The sequence below is a fragment of the Commensalibacter sp. Nvir genome (genome assembly GCF_963921845.1).
In the GTDB taxonomy this organism is placed as follows: Bacteria; Pseudomonadota; Alphaproteobacteria; order Acetobacterales; family Acetobacteraceae; genus Commensalibacter.
The window spans coordinates 1-14,440 of record NZ_CAWUGZ010000095.1; the positions used below are offsets into that span (position 1 = coordinate 1).

Here is a 14,440-nt window from a genome sequence, read left to right on the forward strand (position 1 = left end):
AGTGAATATTATAGGAAAAAATAAATAATTAAGTATAGTTGGGTTAAATAAATTGAGGGATTAACAGAAAAAGAGAGAATATTGATTCTTTTTGTTAAAAAGTTATGGAGTAAAAGAGCATTGAGCTTTAGGCAGATAAATTTTGGATTGCTATCCTATATAGGTTTAAGTTCGGTATTTGTTGATGGGAGCATATTAATATATGTTTGATTTTTCTTGGGCTCAAATAATATTAATTATTATGGTCGGTATAATTTTTGTTGGGCCTAAAGATTCACCTAAAGTGGTGCGATGGGTTGCTGACGTTATAAAAAAGTGTAGAAAGTTTGCTGACGAATTTCAGAGTCAGATGGACGAGATGGTAAAAGATCCTGATTTAAAAGAAGCTAAAGATCAGTTGATGAAATTACGCCACTTAAATGTTAAAAGTGCTATTTTCAATGCAATTGATCAAGATGGCTCAATACAGGATAGTTTTAAACAGTCATCATTTTCTCAGACGTTAATAGCATCTTCTTCTCATACTTCAGAGATAAATACCGCCGCAGAATTGCCTTGTACTCCCCTAAACGCAGAATTTTCGTTAAGTAACAAAGTGAATGAAAAATCTATAATTAATATAGAGTTATTACAAAGAAAAAATCCTCTCCCCGTATTTTTTCCTCCTGAAACTGCTAAGCGTATTTTAATCAGAAAATTTACACCGCATCCTCCCGCTATGATTCCTCCATATGTTACTAATTTCAAAGAACAGAGATGGTTATGAGGGACCAACAAGAGAGTGAAGCACTGAACGACAAAGCTATGCCTTTGATTGAGCATTTTATAGAGTTACGTCGTCGTTTAATATGGTGTTTACTAACTTTTGCTATTGCATTTGGTTTTTGTTATCATTTTGCAGAACAAATTTATTTGTTTTTAGCCCATCCATTGGCAGAAGCAATGAGACACGATGGGCAGCAGCCTCATTTAATTTATACAGCTTTATATGAAGCTTTTTTTACCTATGTAAAACTAGCTTTTTTCGGTGCGACATTCCTATCTTTTCCTATGGTTGCTATACAGGCATGGATTTATATCGCTCCAGGATTATATCGTAGAGAGAAAAAAATATTTGCACCCTTTTTAATTGCAACACCACTGTTATTTATTTTAGGCGCTTCGCTTGCTTATTTTTTAGTTTTTCCTTTTGCCTGGAAATTTTTTCTGTCTTTTCAAGTTGGAGGTAATAGCACTTCAGGTTTACATATAGAATTACAGGCTAAAGTTTCAGAGTATTTAAATCTGGTTACTCGCTTGGTAATGGCCTTTGGTATTGCGTTTGAGCTTCCTGTTATGTTGACCTTGATGGCGAAAATTGGTTTTATATCTTCGGAAAAATTGAAAAAACTAAGGCGGTATGCCTATGTAGTTGCTTTTATTATTGCAGCAATTTTGACGCCACCTGATGTTATTACTCAAATATCATTGGCCATTCCATTAATTATTTTATACGAAATTTCTATTTTTTCGGCCCGTATTGTAGAGCCAAAAAACACTCAAGAGGATAATGTATAATGCATGATTTCAAAGCGCTTCGGACTGATCCTAAGGCGTTCGATTACGATTTAGCGCGACGTGGGTTACCTCCAGCTAGTAAATTATTATTAGAATACGATGAGGAACGACGTCAGTATTTAAACGAACTTCACCAAAAACAAGCAGATAGAAATAATTTGTCTAAACAAATTAGTGAATTAAAGCGTAATCGTTTAAATACAACCGAGCTTGAAGAAAGAGGGATAAATCTACGCCAAGCTTTGGAAACGCTACAAGCTAAAGTGAATGAGCTTGAGTTGAAAATTTTTAATATTTTGGCCAGTTTGCCCAATCGTTTAGCACAAGATGTCCCTCAAGGAGCTGATGAATCAGGGAATAAAGTTGTTCACCAATGGGGTAACCCTAATATATTTGATTTTGTTCCACGACAGCATTTCGAATTGGGCGAAAAATTAGGCATGATGGATTTCGCAATTGCATCGAAAATGTCTGGGGCTCGTTTTTGTATTTTACAAGGCGACTTAGCGCGCCTAGAACGCGCTTTGGGTCAATTTATGCTTGATTTTCATGTTGCTGAACATGGGTATACAGAGTATGTTGTTCCTTTGTTGGTTAATGAACAAACAATGTATAATACTGATAAGCTACCTAAGTTTGGTGACCAATCGTTTTGTACTAAAGATGAACGCTGGCTTATTCCAACAGCTGAAGTTCCATTGACAGCTATGCAGGCTGATGAGCTGATTCAGGAGAATTGTTTGCCTATTCGTCGTACGGCGTTATCAGCTTGTTTTCGAAGTGAAGCAGGTGCTGCAGGAAAAGATACGAGAGGATTGATACGCCAGCATCAATTTTATAAAGTTGAAATGGTTAGTGTTACAACACCTGAGCAGAGCGAAATAGAACATGAACGGATGACCCGATGTGCTGAAGAAGTTTTAGAAAAACTTAATTTATCGTATCGTCGCGTTTTGTTATGTTCTGGTGATACGGGTTTCGGCGCGGCTAAGACATGGGATTTAGAGGTTTGGTTGCCTGGGCAGCAGGCGTGGCGAGAAATTTCTTCTTGCTCTAATACACGGTCGTTTCAAGCAAGACGCATGAATGCGCGTTATCGACCGGATTCCAGTGAGGGTAAAAAAGCAGGTCCAGAATTTGTGCATACATTAAATGGATCGGGAGTAGCCGTCGGAAGAGCATTAGTTGCTGTTATGGAAAATTATCAAAATCAAGATGGCTCTATAACTGTTCCAGAACTACTAAGGCAATATATGGGCAATCTTCAGAAAATTGGTTAAGGGACTATGCTACAATTTATAGAGTAGATAAAATTTTACCTGCTCTATATGTTACTTTCATTTGAATTTAATTTCGTTCGGCAAGCAATGAGGTTATAGAAAGTAAATCAATTACTAAATTGTATTTAGTTAATTTAAAATGTTAAAAATTTGTTTATTTGGGGGCTAAGGAAACGAAATTACGCGTTTTTTTAACTATGTAGTTTTGCTGTAAGATCTTCAATAAATTGCCAAGCAACTCTCCCACTTCTTGCACCTCTGGTTATTGACCACTCGTTCGCTTTAATTATCAAATTTTGATCGTCAATAGGTAAGTGTCTTTGATGTGCGTATGATTTTACTATCGTATTAAAGAGTTCTTTGGTGCATTGATGAAATCCAATCCATAATCCAAAACGATCCGAAAGTGATATTTTTTCTTCTATAGTGTCTATAGAATTTATAGAAATATTAGCTTCGTTTTCAATCATTTCTCTTGGCATTAAATGCCTTCGATTGCTGGTTGCATAAAACAACACGTTACTCGGTCTTCCTGTTATGCCTCCGTCGAGTATGGATTTCAGTGCTTTATAATTATGCTCTCCTTTTTCAAAAGATAGATCATCTGAGAAAATGATGAAACGGTAAACAAGTTTTTTCAATAAGCACAGCAAATTAGGCAAGCAATGTATATCATCTTTAAATATTTCGATTATTTTTAATGGTGCGATTGATTTCGTTAATTTTTTGTTTACCTCTTGATGGACTGACTTAACAAGGGATGATTTTCCCATCCCTCGTGCACCCCATAATACAACATTATTAGAGGGAAGGCCTTTTGCAAAATGCCATGTGTTTTCAAACAAAATTTCTTTTTGCCGGTTAATCCCTTGGAGCAACGAAAATTCCACAAAGTCAATAGTATGAATTGGATCTAATGTATTGGTTTGATTGGACCATGTAAAAGCGTCTGCTGCTTCAATGTTATTTATGTGAGGAGGTGGAGGGGAAATTCGCTCCAAAGCCTCTACAATACGTTTTAAGTAAAGGTGCATAGAATTATCCATTTTACTTCCGACAATTTTTGATTAGGTTTTTTTAAATATTTGTAATATGAGTCTAAATGTTTAATTAAAAGTTAATTATTTAGTGCGTAACAATTAGGAAATCGCTCAATGATGAAATTTATGGATTTGCTTATCACACCTGCCTACGCGCAAACTATTGGTGGTAGTGGTAGTAGTTCAATGCTAATGAGTCTTTTACCTTTCATAGGAATCTTTTTTATATTTTACTTTATGGTTATACGTCCACAACAAACTAAGGCTAAACAGCTAAAAGAGACTATGAAATCATTGCGTAGAGGGGATAAAATTATTACAGCGGGAGGAATTATTGCAACCGTAGTAAAAAATCAAGAAGATTCTGACGAAATGGAAGTTGATTTAGCAAATAATGTAAGGGTGAAAGTGCTAAAAAGCACCATAACAACAATTTTGGAAAGTAAAGTTAGCAAACTGAATGAAGGATTTAAGGGCTCAAAGTTAGGGAGGTCAATTTCTAAAAAAGATAAAAAAGTTGAGATAGAGAAAAAATCAGAAGAGGCCGAACAAGATGAAGATAGTACAGATGAAAAAAAAATCAGTAAAACTGAGTAAATTATTTTAAATATTACAAAGTAATTTGTGAAAAATATTTGAAACTAATACACTAATAATACGTTAAAAGTTATGCATAACGAAAATATATTGTAAAATTATTAATCAAATTAATAATTTAATAAAATGAAACCCGACTTAAAAGTCGGGTTTCGCATCGTTAATTATTTAACAATTGTTCAGCAAAATCGTAATTAGCCAATTTGTTTAAAAAATTATCTATAAAATCGGGCCTGCGATTGCGGAAATCAATATAATAAGCATGTTCCCACACATCTAGAGTAAGTAATGCTTTTCCTTGGTCTTCAGAAAGAGGGTTTCTAGCATTAGGAGTTTTAGTAATTGAAAGTTTACCCTGGGTATCCTTTATCAACCAAGCCCAACCTGAACCAAATTGAGTAGTAGCAGCCTTTTTAAATTCTGTTTTAAACGCTTCAACAGATCCAAAATCATTTTTTATTTTTTCTTCGAAATTAGAAGACATTTTCCCGCCATGTGGACTTAGGCAGTTCCAAAAAAATGTATGGTTGTAATGCTGTCCAGCATTGTTTAAGACCGGAGCCAACGACATATCGTTAGCAGACATGATGATAAGTTCTTCAAGGGTTTTCCCCTGTAAGTTTTTATTAGCATCAATTAAATCATTAAGTGCATTGACGTATGCCTGATGGTGTTTATCATGATGAAAGTGTAAAGTTTCTTCGCTCATTCCCGAGCGCGATAAAGCGTTATAGGGAAATGGGAGTTGTGCAAGTTCAAAAGCCATTTTGTTCCTCGTCCTTTAATTAAAAGTAGACTTTTTAGTTCTTGTTACATTTTAATATAAATAGAATTAAAATTTTAATAAAGAGTATTCTTGAAATGTTGTTTGTCTTCTATTTATATTCGGTTGTGTAAACTAATTATGAATTATGATGAGAATTCTTCTTTGTCCTTCTGTGCGCAATACGTTAAAAACCATAGCTACGATCATTTTCTGTGTAATATTTATGTTCCTATTAAATACAGAGAAAGCATATTTAGATTATTAGCTTTTTATCTAGAATTATCACGTTGCTTAAAGATTTCGTCTTCTTGGTCCATAGCTGGGCCAATGGCTGGGTTAATTCGCTTGCAATGGTGGAGGGAATTTATTGAAGGTAAGGACAGACCTCATGAACTAGCTCCTTTCATAAAAGAAGAGCTTGATAGAGGGACGGTACGGAATGACCTTTTACTTTCAATTATTGAAGCTTTTGAAGAAGAGTTAGAGGGAATAGCAGATTGGCATCAGTGGCATTCCATTATGACTCGTACGAGGGGACAGATACACACTATTATTGCCTCAATATTAAAAGTTGAAAATACTAGACAGTTAGAAGCTTTATCAACATTAGCAATAGCATGTGAACTTGTATTTAGGGCACGGTACTTACACCAATGTATTCAAAATGGTGGAAGATTTTTTCCAAAAAGCTTCGCTAGTCGTTACCTATTCCAAAAAAGTAATGAATTTAATGATCATCTTAATGACAAAATTTTTAAAGAGATGAGAAATATTTTAATTCAAAAAGCATTTATATATTTTAATTCAGGTTCAAAGATTTGTAATTTAAAACAAAGTCAAATTTCTCTTTTACTGCCTAGTTTATTAGCAAAAAGAGATTTAAAAAGGATAAAATATTGGACTAACCTTCCTGTTCAAAGGGGATTTGGGGATCAAATTGCTCTTTTAATAGCTTTTATGAAACATAAAATTTTAGCTCATTAACTAAATCAAAATAATCATTTTTATTATTCTTTATTAATGTGAGTGTTCATTCGCAAACATTTAACAATGTTCAATTGCAACAAAGCGATTTGGGTTAAAAAGTTACGTCGTTTGTACGACTCTAGATTAATCATTTTGGCGATAAAAAATATCTAATTTATTTTGGTAACCATATTGTGATTAAGCTATATGATGAATACATATATTAAGTTATTATCCGTTACGATTTCAAATTGCAAGTTGATTGAGCAATAGCTAAAGAATGCGTGCGGTGTATTAAGATTGAGATCAATTTGAAAAATCATTTTTATTTTGGATTTTTCATGTTTAATTAAGGAGGTTTTCCATGACGGTGACAAATTTGGCTGAGCTAGATGGCCTTGTTGCTAAAGTCAAAAAAGCCCAGGAAATTTACGCTACTTTTACGCAAGAGCAAGTGGACAAAATCTTCTTTGCTGCGGCAAAAGCTGCTTCGGCAGCGCGTATTCCATTGGCACAACATGCTGTCTCTGAAACGGGGATGGGTGTTGTTGAGGATAAGGTAATTAAAAACGCTTTTGCCAGTGAGTATATTTTAAATAAATACCGTAATGATAAAACCTGTGGAATTATAGATGAAGATACCTCGCTAGGTACTATTACTTATGCAGAGCCTTTTGGAGTTATCTGTGCGATCATTCCAACAACCAATCCGACGTCAACAGCAATATTCAAAGTGTTAATTTGCTTAAAAACGCGAAATGCTATTATTATTACACCTCACCCACGCGCAAAAAAAGCTACGGTAGAAGCAGCAAAAATTATTCTTGATGCGGCGGTGGCTGCAGGGGCACCCGAAGATATTATTGGTTGGATTGATGAACCTACTCTTGAACTGACCAGCAGTTTAATGAAGCACCATGATATTGCAGCAATTTTAGCGACTGGTGGCTCTGCAATGGTGACGGCAGCTTATAGTTCTGGCAATCCCGCTATTGGTGTTGGGGCTGGCAACACACCGGTTATTATTGATGAAACATCCGATTTAAAACGTGCCGTTTCTTCTATTTTGATATCCAAAACATTTGATAATGGTATGATTTGTGCCTCAGAGCAATCGGTTATCGTTGTTGATGCTGTTTACGATGAAGTAAAAAAACTTTTTAAAGAATATGGCGCTTATCTTCTTGATGAAAACGAACGTCAGGCAGTAGGAAAAATTATTCTTAATGATAAAGGTGCTATAAATGCTGAAATTGTTGGGCAACCTGCGTATAAAATTGCCGGACTTGCTCACATTAACGTTCCTACCAAAGCAAAAATTTTAATTGGTGAAATTGAAGAAGCCATTCACTCTGAGCCTTTTGCTCATGAAAAACTATCGCCAGTTCTTGCAATGCTTAAAGCAAGTAATTTCGAAGATGCCCTTGGCATTGCCAAAAAATTAATTGATATGGGCGGGCTCGGACATACGTCCGTATTACACACGGATCAGGATAAGCGACGTGATCGCATTGAGGCGTTTAGTCAAAAAATGCAGACATGTCGCGTATTGATTAACCAGCCTGCATCTCAAGGTGCAATTGGGGATGTATATAACTTTAATTTGGCACCTTCTTTGACATTAGGATGTGGATCTTGGGGTAAAAATTCTGTTTCGGAAAACGTAGGGCCCAAACATTTACTTAATCTAAAAATTGTTGCAAAGAGAGCAGAAAATATGTTGTGTCAGCATTTGCCCAGTTCAATCATATTTCGTCGTGGCTCGTTACCTATTGCGTTAAATAGTATTGTTGAGCAAGGGGCAAAACGTGTTTTTATCGTTACCGATAAATTTTTGTTTGACAATGGTGTTGCGAAATCAGTTTTGAGCAGATTGCAAAAATATGGTTTGCTTTGTGAAACTTTTTTTGAAGTTGAAGCCAATCCTACGCTAAGTACGGTGCAAAAAGGTGCGCTTGAAATGGCCGCTTTTAAACCAGATACGATTATTGCTGTAGGGGGTGGGTCTTCTATGGATGCTTCAAAACTCATGTGGGTATTGTATGAGCATCCTGAAACTAACCTTGAAGATTTAACTCTACGTTTTCTTGATGTGTCTAAACGTATCTGTCGGTTCCCGCATATGGGGAAAAAAGCCCAGCTTATTTGTGTTACCACAACTTCTGGGACCGGATCTGAAGTTACCCCTTTTGCTGTAGTTACGGACGATAAGACAGGTCAAAAATATCCTTTGGCAGATTTTGCCATAACACCAACAATGGCTATTGTTGATGCAGATCTTGTTATGAATATGCCTCAACCTTTATGTGCAATGGGCGGATACGATGCAATTTGCCATGCTGTGGAAGCCTATGTATCTGTGTTGGCCAACGAATTTTCAGACGCTTATGCGATACAAGCACTCCGTTTGTTGAAAAAATATTTACCTGCAAGCTATAAAGAGGGCGTAAATAACCCCATAGCACGTGAGAAGGTACATTCTGCTGCGACCATTTCTGGAATGGCTTTTGCTCAAGCATTCTCTGGTATATGCCATTCTATGGCACATAAAATTGGAGCTGCATTTAATATTCCGCATGGTATAGCAAATGCTTTGTTAATTTGTAATGTGATACGGTATAACGCAACCAATAATCCAACCAAACAAGCGGCTTTTAGCCAGTATGGTTATCCACAATCTATTTCTCGTTATGCACAAATCGCAGATGAATTAAACCTTGCGCATGTTTCCGATCAAGATGAAGTAAAAGTTGGAAAATTAATTGATTGGTTACAAGAAACAAAAGTTGAATTGAACATACCTATTTCTATTCAGGATTATGGAGTAGAGGAAGAAGATTTTCTCGCACGGGTAGATCAACTCGCTCTTGATGCTTTTGACGATCAATGCACTGGTGCTAATCCACGTTATCCGTTAGTGGCAGAGTTAAAGCAAATTATGGTTGATTCGTATTATGGTGATGCTTATTTAAATAAAGAAGAATAATTAATGTTAAAACGATTAATTACGTAATTTCGAAATTAAATCGTTTCTTATTTGCTTTTTCCTTATATGTGATAACACGTAAGGGGTTTTTGTATATTCAATGGGTTAAACCCATTGAATATACTGAGTAAATAAAGCGTTTACAATTTAGATTAACTTGATAAGAATGTGATTCTTTTTTCCTGAAGACAGTTTAATAAGTCCGTTTCTAGCATACGTATGATTAATGCATTGATTTTCATCATTAATTTTTTGGTCATTGATTTTAGCCCCTCCTCCACGAATGAGGCGTCTTGCCTCAGCATTGCTGGGGCAAAGTTTGCTCAATACAAATAAACGAAACGCAGGCAATCCTTGATCTAGCTCAGAAGAGAGTAGGTTAATTTCAGGGAATCCGTCGTACACCAATTTACCCTGCTCGAATGTTTTTTCTGCTGTTTGCTGTGCTTGTAATGCTGCCATTTTATTGTGGCAAATTGTCGTCACCTCTGTCGCTAGAATTTTTTTGGCTTCGTTAATTTCCGCTCCCGATAAGGAGCCAAGACGTTCACATTCTTCAACGGGTAGATCTGTGAATAATTTTAAAAATTTACCAACGTCTGCATCTTCAGTGTTTCGCCAATATTGCCAGAAATCAAATACTGAGCATTTTTCTGGATTAAGCCATACTGCACCTTTTGCTGTTTTTCCCATTTTTGTACCAGAGCTGGTTGTAAGTAAAGGAGCGGTTAAACCAAAAACGTGTTCACCTTTCATACGGCGTATCAATTCGACACCAGAAACAATATTACCCCATTGATCGGATCCACCCATTTGTAGGATCGCACCATAGCGTTTATTTAATTCTAAAAAATCATACGATTGTAAAATAGAATAATTAAATTCAAGAAAAGATAAGCCCTGTTCTCGATCCAGGCGAGTTCGAACTGAATCAAAAGAAAGCATTCTATTAACAGAGAAATGAATACCCACCTCACGTAAAAGCTTTATATAAGATAGTTTTTTTAGCCATTCTGAATTGTCTGTAAGAATACCCAAGCGTTGGTGTGTATCGATCTCGACAATTTGTTTTATGTTTTTTTTAATTCCTTTCAAGTTGTAATCAATCGTATTGTCCGTCATTAGTTGGCGGGCTTCTTCTCGAAAAGAAGGATCGCCAATTTGTGCTGTTCCACCTCCCAACAGGGCAATACTGCGATGGCCGTGTTTTTGTAGAAGTCTAAGTAGCATCAATTGTACGAGGGAACCGACATGTAAGCTGTCCGCGGTTGGATCAAATCCGATATAGGCTGTAATAGATTTTTGAGACATAACGTGGTCTAGACTCTCGAGATCGGTAGTCTGGAATATAAATCCTCGAGATTGGGCTTCTTTTATAAATGAACTTTTAGGCATTTTTTGGCGATTACTTTTATAAAGAGTGAAAAACGATAAGAATTAAAATTTGGGTGACTGATCAAAAATTGCAACTTTTATTTAACGAAGATAAATTAATAGAGGAAGGAGAAAATTTATTAAAAAGGAGTTAATTATATTTGTTATTGACACTTAATATTTTGACAAGGATTTAATTATTGAAGAGCAATAAAGTATATACTTAGTACAATAAGGGTCAATTCATTTAATAAATTATAGTGAGTAAGCGCTGAGATAGCATGATGTGCACAGGAGCTTTTTTTAATAAAATAAAGATCGAAGTCATTTTAACATTGATGTAGTTTTGAAGAAATATGAATATTTTATTTAAGTTTTAATATAATGCTTTTGTAACAAAAAAATTTTTGAATCGTTAACATAATCGAATGGTTTTGTACGTCTAAATTTCGGTTTATAACTAAAAAATTAAAGGGTTAGTGCGATTTTTTTAGATTTTAAATATAGTTAAGTTTGTAAAGATTCTAAACTAAAAAAGTTATATTAAAAAATTTTATTTTATTTCTTTACCGCTAAAAGGTTGCACAAAATAGCAAACATGAGCTTGTTTTCAAACTTATAATAATTTGGAAAATAACTTTATGATTAAGGGTATTCTTCGATAGGTTTGTTATCATACGCAATCCCCTTTAATTATTGATTATTTGTAATAATTAAAGGGGTTTAATTCTAAGATAAATCTATCAGGATTTAGGATTGTTTATATGATGGGTTGGTCTTGCTTTGGGATGGATAAGATAGTGTCCATCTGGTGCGTTATGTGTTTTGATATGCGTGAAATTTGCCTGAACGATCTTGTTTTCTTTCTTGTGAAAAGCATAAAAAATAAAAGGCAAAGAAAGAACAATGAAATAGCTGACGAACAATAGACTAAGGTAAAGGTGGTTATCTTGTTGTGGGACAGAACTAGGTGGAAGAAAAGATACAGCAAAGGCGACTGCCGAAATAATAAACCCAATAAGGGCGACACCTAATTTAACGTAAGTATTACCTGGTATTTTAAAAACTCGTTTTTTTTCAGGATGTTTAAGAATAAGCGTCATGTATCCCAAAAACATAAGAAAATAACCACTTAAGTAAATCAAAACGGTGAGGGTCAAAGCAATTAAAAACGATAAATTACTTCCTCCACTGGTATTTGTAAAAATAATTAACGCTACGGTCGTAATCAATAATTGTGATATAACCAAAGCAACAGGGACATCATGCCGATTTAATTTCGAAAAATATGTCGGCAAAATTCCGTGTTTTGCGGTTACGAACATGCCTCGAGAAGGCCCAACAATCCAAGAAGCAATTTCGGCTAATACACCCAGCATAAGAAGTGCAGCAATTATTCTGACGACCCAATCCATATTCGCTCCATAATGGGATAGCAAAATAGCAAAGGTTTGAACAACACCAGAAGACAAATTAATTTGCTCTTTGGGTACAACCGCTGCAACAGATAACCCACCGATGGAACTTAATCCTATCGCAACAATCATGAGTAAGAAAATGGCAAGCGGATAATCTCTTCCAGGATTTTTCATTTCGTTTACGTGTGTGGCTGAAGCTTCAACACCCATGTAACTTAAAATAAAAGCCACGAAGACGACTAACGTTTTAAGTTGAGTAAAATCTGGGAAAAAGGTTTTAAGATTCATTGGTATTGCTAGAGGATATCCTCCTGCCAAATAACCAATAGCAAGGAAAATCAGGATAAGCGCAGGCAACAATATTCCAAAAAAGAAACCTACCTTAGCAATTCTAGCTGTATAAGTTGTCCCGCTAAATTGGGTAAGGGCTAATCCCCACAAGATGATTAAGCCAGCCACGGTTTTAATCAGGGGATTTTCATTAAGGGCTGGCCAGTTAAGAATATACGAGAGTGCTCCCAATACAAAATAAAGCATAGGAACAAAACCTATGGCTATTTGTAAATACGAAAAGGAAATAGCTGCGAATCCCCATCGTTCTCCTAGCGTGTTGGAAACCCAAGCAAATAATCCTCCTTCATCCCATCCTTCTACAGTAGCCATTTCTGCAGCGCAAAGTCCTACGGGGATGAACCATAAAAACCCACCAAGCAACAAAAAGAAAACCAAACTAAAACCCGATGTGGCAAAGGTTGGATATTCGTAAACTGCCATAACCATTGAAGCCGTGATAGCAAAAAACCCTATCATGGTTAAATTTTTGTTAGGAAGATTGCGATCTGTATTTGACATGGTGCGTCCACCTTTCCTTGAAAATAATGACGCGAATTTTTTTTAACTGTGGTTAAAAGCAACCGTTCGATGTACCGGTTTGGCAACGGGTTTAGAATGCTCTTGGAAGTATTTTAGGGTTCGGCTTATGTCCAATATAAGCAATTCAGCTAAATCTCGGCTTACCCCATGCCGGACCAATATTCGCTGTACAACGAGATCTTCTCTATGAGCTGGCATAGAATAGGCCGGTACTTGCCAACCTCTATTTCTTAATCGATCCGCTAAGTCAAAAAGTGTGTACCCTGACATAGATTTTTCATTTTTTAATGTCCATGTAAGGGCGGGGATGCCTTTTTCTTTGTCACTGCCATAGATGATTTTGAAAGGGCCCATATTAGCGATTGATTTAGATAAATAGCTGGCAGTTTCATAGCAACGATCGTGGATTTCACGATAGCCTTCTCGTCCCAAATGTAAAAAATTATAATACTGTGTAATAACTTGTCCACCAGGTCTAGAGAAATTTAATGCAAAAGTAGGCATATCCCCCCCTAGATAATTTACCCGAAAAATAAGGTCAGGGGGTAAATCCTTAACTTCTCTCCAAACAACCCAGCCCACACCGAGAGGGGCTAAGCCAAATTTGTGCCCAGAAGCATTAATTGATTTTACTCTAGGAAGTCGAAAGTCCCATTGTAGGGTCGGTGCACAAAAAGGAGCCAAAAAGCCACCACTGGCTGCATCAATATGCATTGGTATGTTTAAGCCGTGTTTTTTTTCATAGGTATCAAGCGCTTCGTGTACTTCTAGTACAGGTTCATATTGGCAGGTAAACGTCACGCCTAGGGTAGGTACTACTCCAATAGTATTTTCGTCAATCCTTTTACAGACTTCTTCAGGTGTCATCAATAATCGATTTTTTTCTAAGGGAATTTCTCTAAGTTCAACGTCGAAATATTTGGCAAATTTGTGCCAGCAAACTTGAACTGGACCGCAAATTAAATTAGGCTTACTAGTAGTTTTTTTGAGTTTTTCTCTTTTTTTTCTCCATTGCCATTTTAGAGCCAATCCACCTAGCATCGCAGCTTCCGATGAACCTATTGTTGAACAGCCTAATGTTTCGGTGGGACTAGGTGAATGCCATAAGTCCGCTAGCAAATGTACACAGCGTGTTTCAATCTCTGCAGTCTGTGGATATTCGTCTTTGTCAATGATATTCTTGTCAATAGACAAGTTCATTAACTCTCTTGATTCTTCATCGACCCATGTTTGGCAAAATGTAGCTAAATTTTGTCTTGAATTGCCATCTAGAAGCAACTCATCTTTTATTGCACTAAATATTATTTCTGCTTTGTGTTGGTGATTGGGAAATTGGTATTTGGCAAGGGGTGTTGCCAGATCCTTTGATGCGTAAATATCATCAGTTTTTTGAGATGGTTTTTTTTTATTCATAATTGTACGACCTCCATAAGGATAATTCTATCTTGATCGTTATTTTATTTAATTACGTTGTAAAAAAGTAACCAAATAAAACAATTGGTACATTTATATAATCAAATAATAATATAAACGAATTCTTTATATTATTAAATATTTGTCCTAAAACACTCTTAGTATAAGGT

Annotated in this window: 11 protein-coding genes; 6 read left to right on the plus strand and 5 right to left on the minus strand. The window is 35.8% G+C overall.

Annotated features, from left to right (window positions below; genetic code table 11):
• Positions 1–202: 202 nt before the first annotated feature.
• From tatB to serS, 3 genes are read left to right on the plus strand one after another with little or no spacing between them, the layout of a single operon-like run.
• On the plus strand, positions 203–766 hold the full coding sequence (gene tatB, locus AABE15_RS06205; protein ID WP_338330419.1) for a Sec-independent protein translocase protein TatB: 564 nt from the start codon (positions 203–205) through the stop codon (positions 764–766).
• Positions 757–1,557, plus strand: a complete 801-nt coding sequence (gene tatC, locus AABE15_RS06210; protein WP_338330420.1) for a twin-arginine translocase subunit TatC — start codon at positions 757–759, stop codon at positions 1,555–1,557. Before tatB ends, tatC begins: the two co-directional genes overlap by 10 nt.
• Positions 1,557–2,837, plus strand: coding sequence for a serine--tRNA ligase (gene serS, locus AABE15_RS06215; RefSeq protein ID WP_338330421.1), 1,281 nt, complete (start codon positions 1,557–1,559; stop codon positions 2,835–2,837). Before tatC ends, serS begins: the two co-directional genes overlap by 1 nt.
• 191 nt (positions 2,838–3,028) lie before the next feature.
• On the opposite strand, the gene AABE15_RS06220 is transcribed toward serS, so the two are convergent.
• Positions 3,029–3,883, minus strand: a complete 855-nt coding sequence (locus tag AABE15_RS06220) for an ATP-binding protein (protein WP_338330422.1) — start codon at positions 3,881–3,883, stop codon at positions 3,029–3,031.
• A gap of 108 nt (positions 3,884–3,991) precedes the next feature.
• On the opposite strand from AABE15_RS06220, the gene yajC reads away from it, so the two are divergent.
• Positions 3,992–4,474 carry a preprotein translocase subunit YajC gene (yajC, locus tag AABE15_RS06225; RefSeq protein ID WP_408870261.1) on the plus strand — a complete coding sequence of 161 codons (483 nt, stop codon included), beginning with the start codon at positions 3,992–3,994 and terminating at the stop codon, positions 4,472–4,474.
• A gap of 160 nt (positions 4,475–4,634) precedes the next feature.
• Here yajC and AABE15_RS06230 read toward each other — a convergent pair whose 3' ends face one another.
• On the minus strand, positions 4,635–5,240 hold the full coding sequence (locus AABE15_RS06230; protein ID WP_338330423.1) for a superoxide dismutase: 606 nt from the start codon (positions 5,238–5,240) through the stop codon (positions 4,635–4,637).
• 138 nt (positions 5,241–5,378) lie between these two features.
• Between AABE15_RS06230 and AABE15_RS06235 the strand changes: the two genes are divergently transcribed.
• Positions 5,379–6,224 (plus strand): squalene/phytoene synthase family protein, encoded by an 846-nt coding sequence (locus tag AABE15_RS06235; RefSeq protein ID WP_338330424.1) that lies wholly within the window; start codon positions 5,379–5,381, stop codon positions 6,222–6,224.
• A gap of 346 nt (positions 6,225–6,570) precedes the next feature.
• Positions 6,571–9,192 (plus strand): bifunctional acetaldehyde-CoA/alcohol dehydrogenase, encoded by a 2,622-nt coding sequence (adhE, locus tag AABE15_RS06240; RefSeq protein WP_338330425.1) that lies wholly within the window; start codon positions 6,571–6,573, stop codon positions 9,190–9,192.
• A 147-nt stretch (positions 9,193–9,339) separates the two neighbouring features.
• Here adhE and tyrS read toward each other — a convergent pair whose 3' ends face one another.
• The 3 genes from tyrS to AABE15_RS06255 form a co-directional block, all read right to left on the minus strand.
• The gene (tyrS, locus tag AABE15_RS06245) at positions 9,340–10,587 is read right to left on the minus strand and encodes a tyrosine--tRNA ligase (RefSeq protein ID WP_338330426.1); all 1,248 of its coding nucleotides are present in this window, start codon (positions 10,585–10,587) and stop codon (positions 9,340–9,342) included.
• A gap of 722 nt (positions 10,588–11,309) precedes the next feature.
• Complete coding sequence (gene gadC / locus AABE15_RS06250; RefSeq protein WP_338330427.1) at positions 11,310–12,836, minus strand: glutamate:gamma-aminobutyrate antiporter; 1,527 nt, start codon at positions 12,834–12,836, stop codon at positions 11,310–11,312.
• A 42-nt stretch (positions 12,837–12,878) separates the two neighbouring features.
• Positions 12,879–14,270 carry a glutamate decarboxylase gene (locus AABE15_RS06255; protein WP_338330428.1) on the minus strand — a complete coding sequence of 464 codons (1,392 nt, stop codon included), beginning with the start codon at positions 14,268–14,270 and terminating at the stop codon, positions 12,879–12,881.
• Between the last annotated feature and the right edge of the window lie 170 nt (positions 14,271–14,440).

Coding starts and splice junctions, on each gene's coding strand:
- tyrS (WP_338330426.1), bottom strand. CDS start 10,587: ATGCCTAAAAGTTCATTTATAAAAGAAGCCCAATCTCGAGGATTTATA.
- serS (WP_338330421.1), top strand. CDS start 1,557: ATGCATGATTTCAAAGCGCTTCGGACTGATCCTAAGGCGTTCGATTAC.
- AABE15_RS06255 (WP_338330428.1), bottom strand. CDS start 14,270: ATGAATAAAAAAAAACCATCTCAAAAAACTGATGATATTTACGCATCA.
- tatB (WP_338330419.1), top strand. CDS start 203: ATGTTTGATTTTTCTTGGGCTCAAATAATATTAATTATTATGGTCGGT.
- adhE (WP_338330425.1), top strand. CDS start 6,571: ATGACGGTGACAAATTTGGCTGAGCTAGATGGCCTTGTTGCTAAAGTC.
- AABE15_RS06220 (WP_338330422.1), bottom strand. CDS start 3,883: ATGGATAATTCTATGCACCTTTACTTAAAACGTATTGTAGAGGCTTTG.
- tatC (WP_338330420.1), top strand. CDS start 757: ATGGTTATGAGGGACCAACAAGAGAGTGAAGCACTGAACGACAAAGCT.
- AABE15_RS06230 (WP_338330423.1), bottom strand. CDS start 5,240: ATGGCTTTTGAACTTGCACAACTCCCATTTCCCTATAACGCTTTATCG.
- gadC (WP_338330427.1), bottom strand. CDS start 12,836: ATGTCAAATACAGATCGCAATCTTCCTAACAAAAATTTAACCATGATA.
- yajC (WP_408870261.1), top strand. CDS start 3,992: ATGATGAAATTTATGGATTTGCTTATCACACCTGCCTACGCGCAAACT.
- AABE15_RS06235 (WP_338330424.1), top strand. CDS start 5,379: ATGAATTATGATGAGAATTCTTCTTTGTCCTTCTGTGCGCAATACGTT.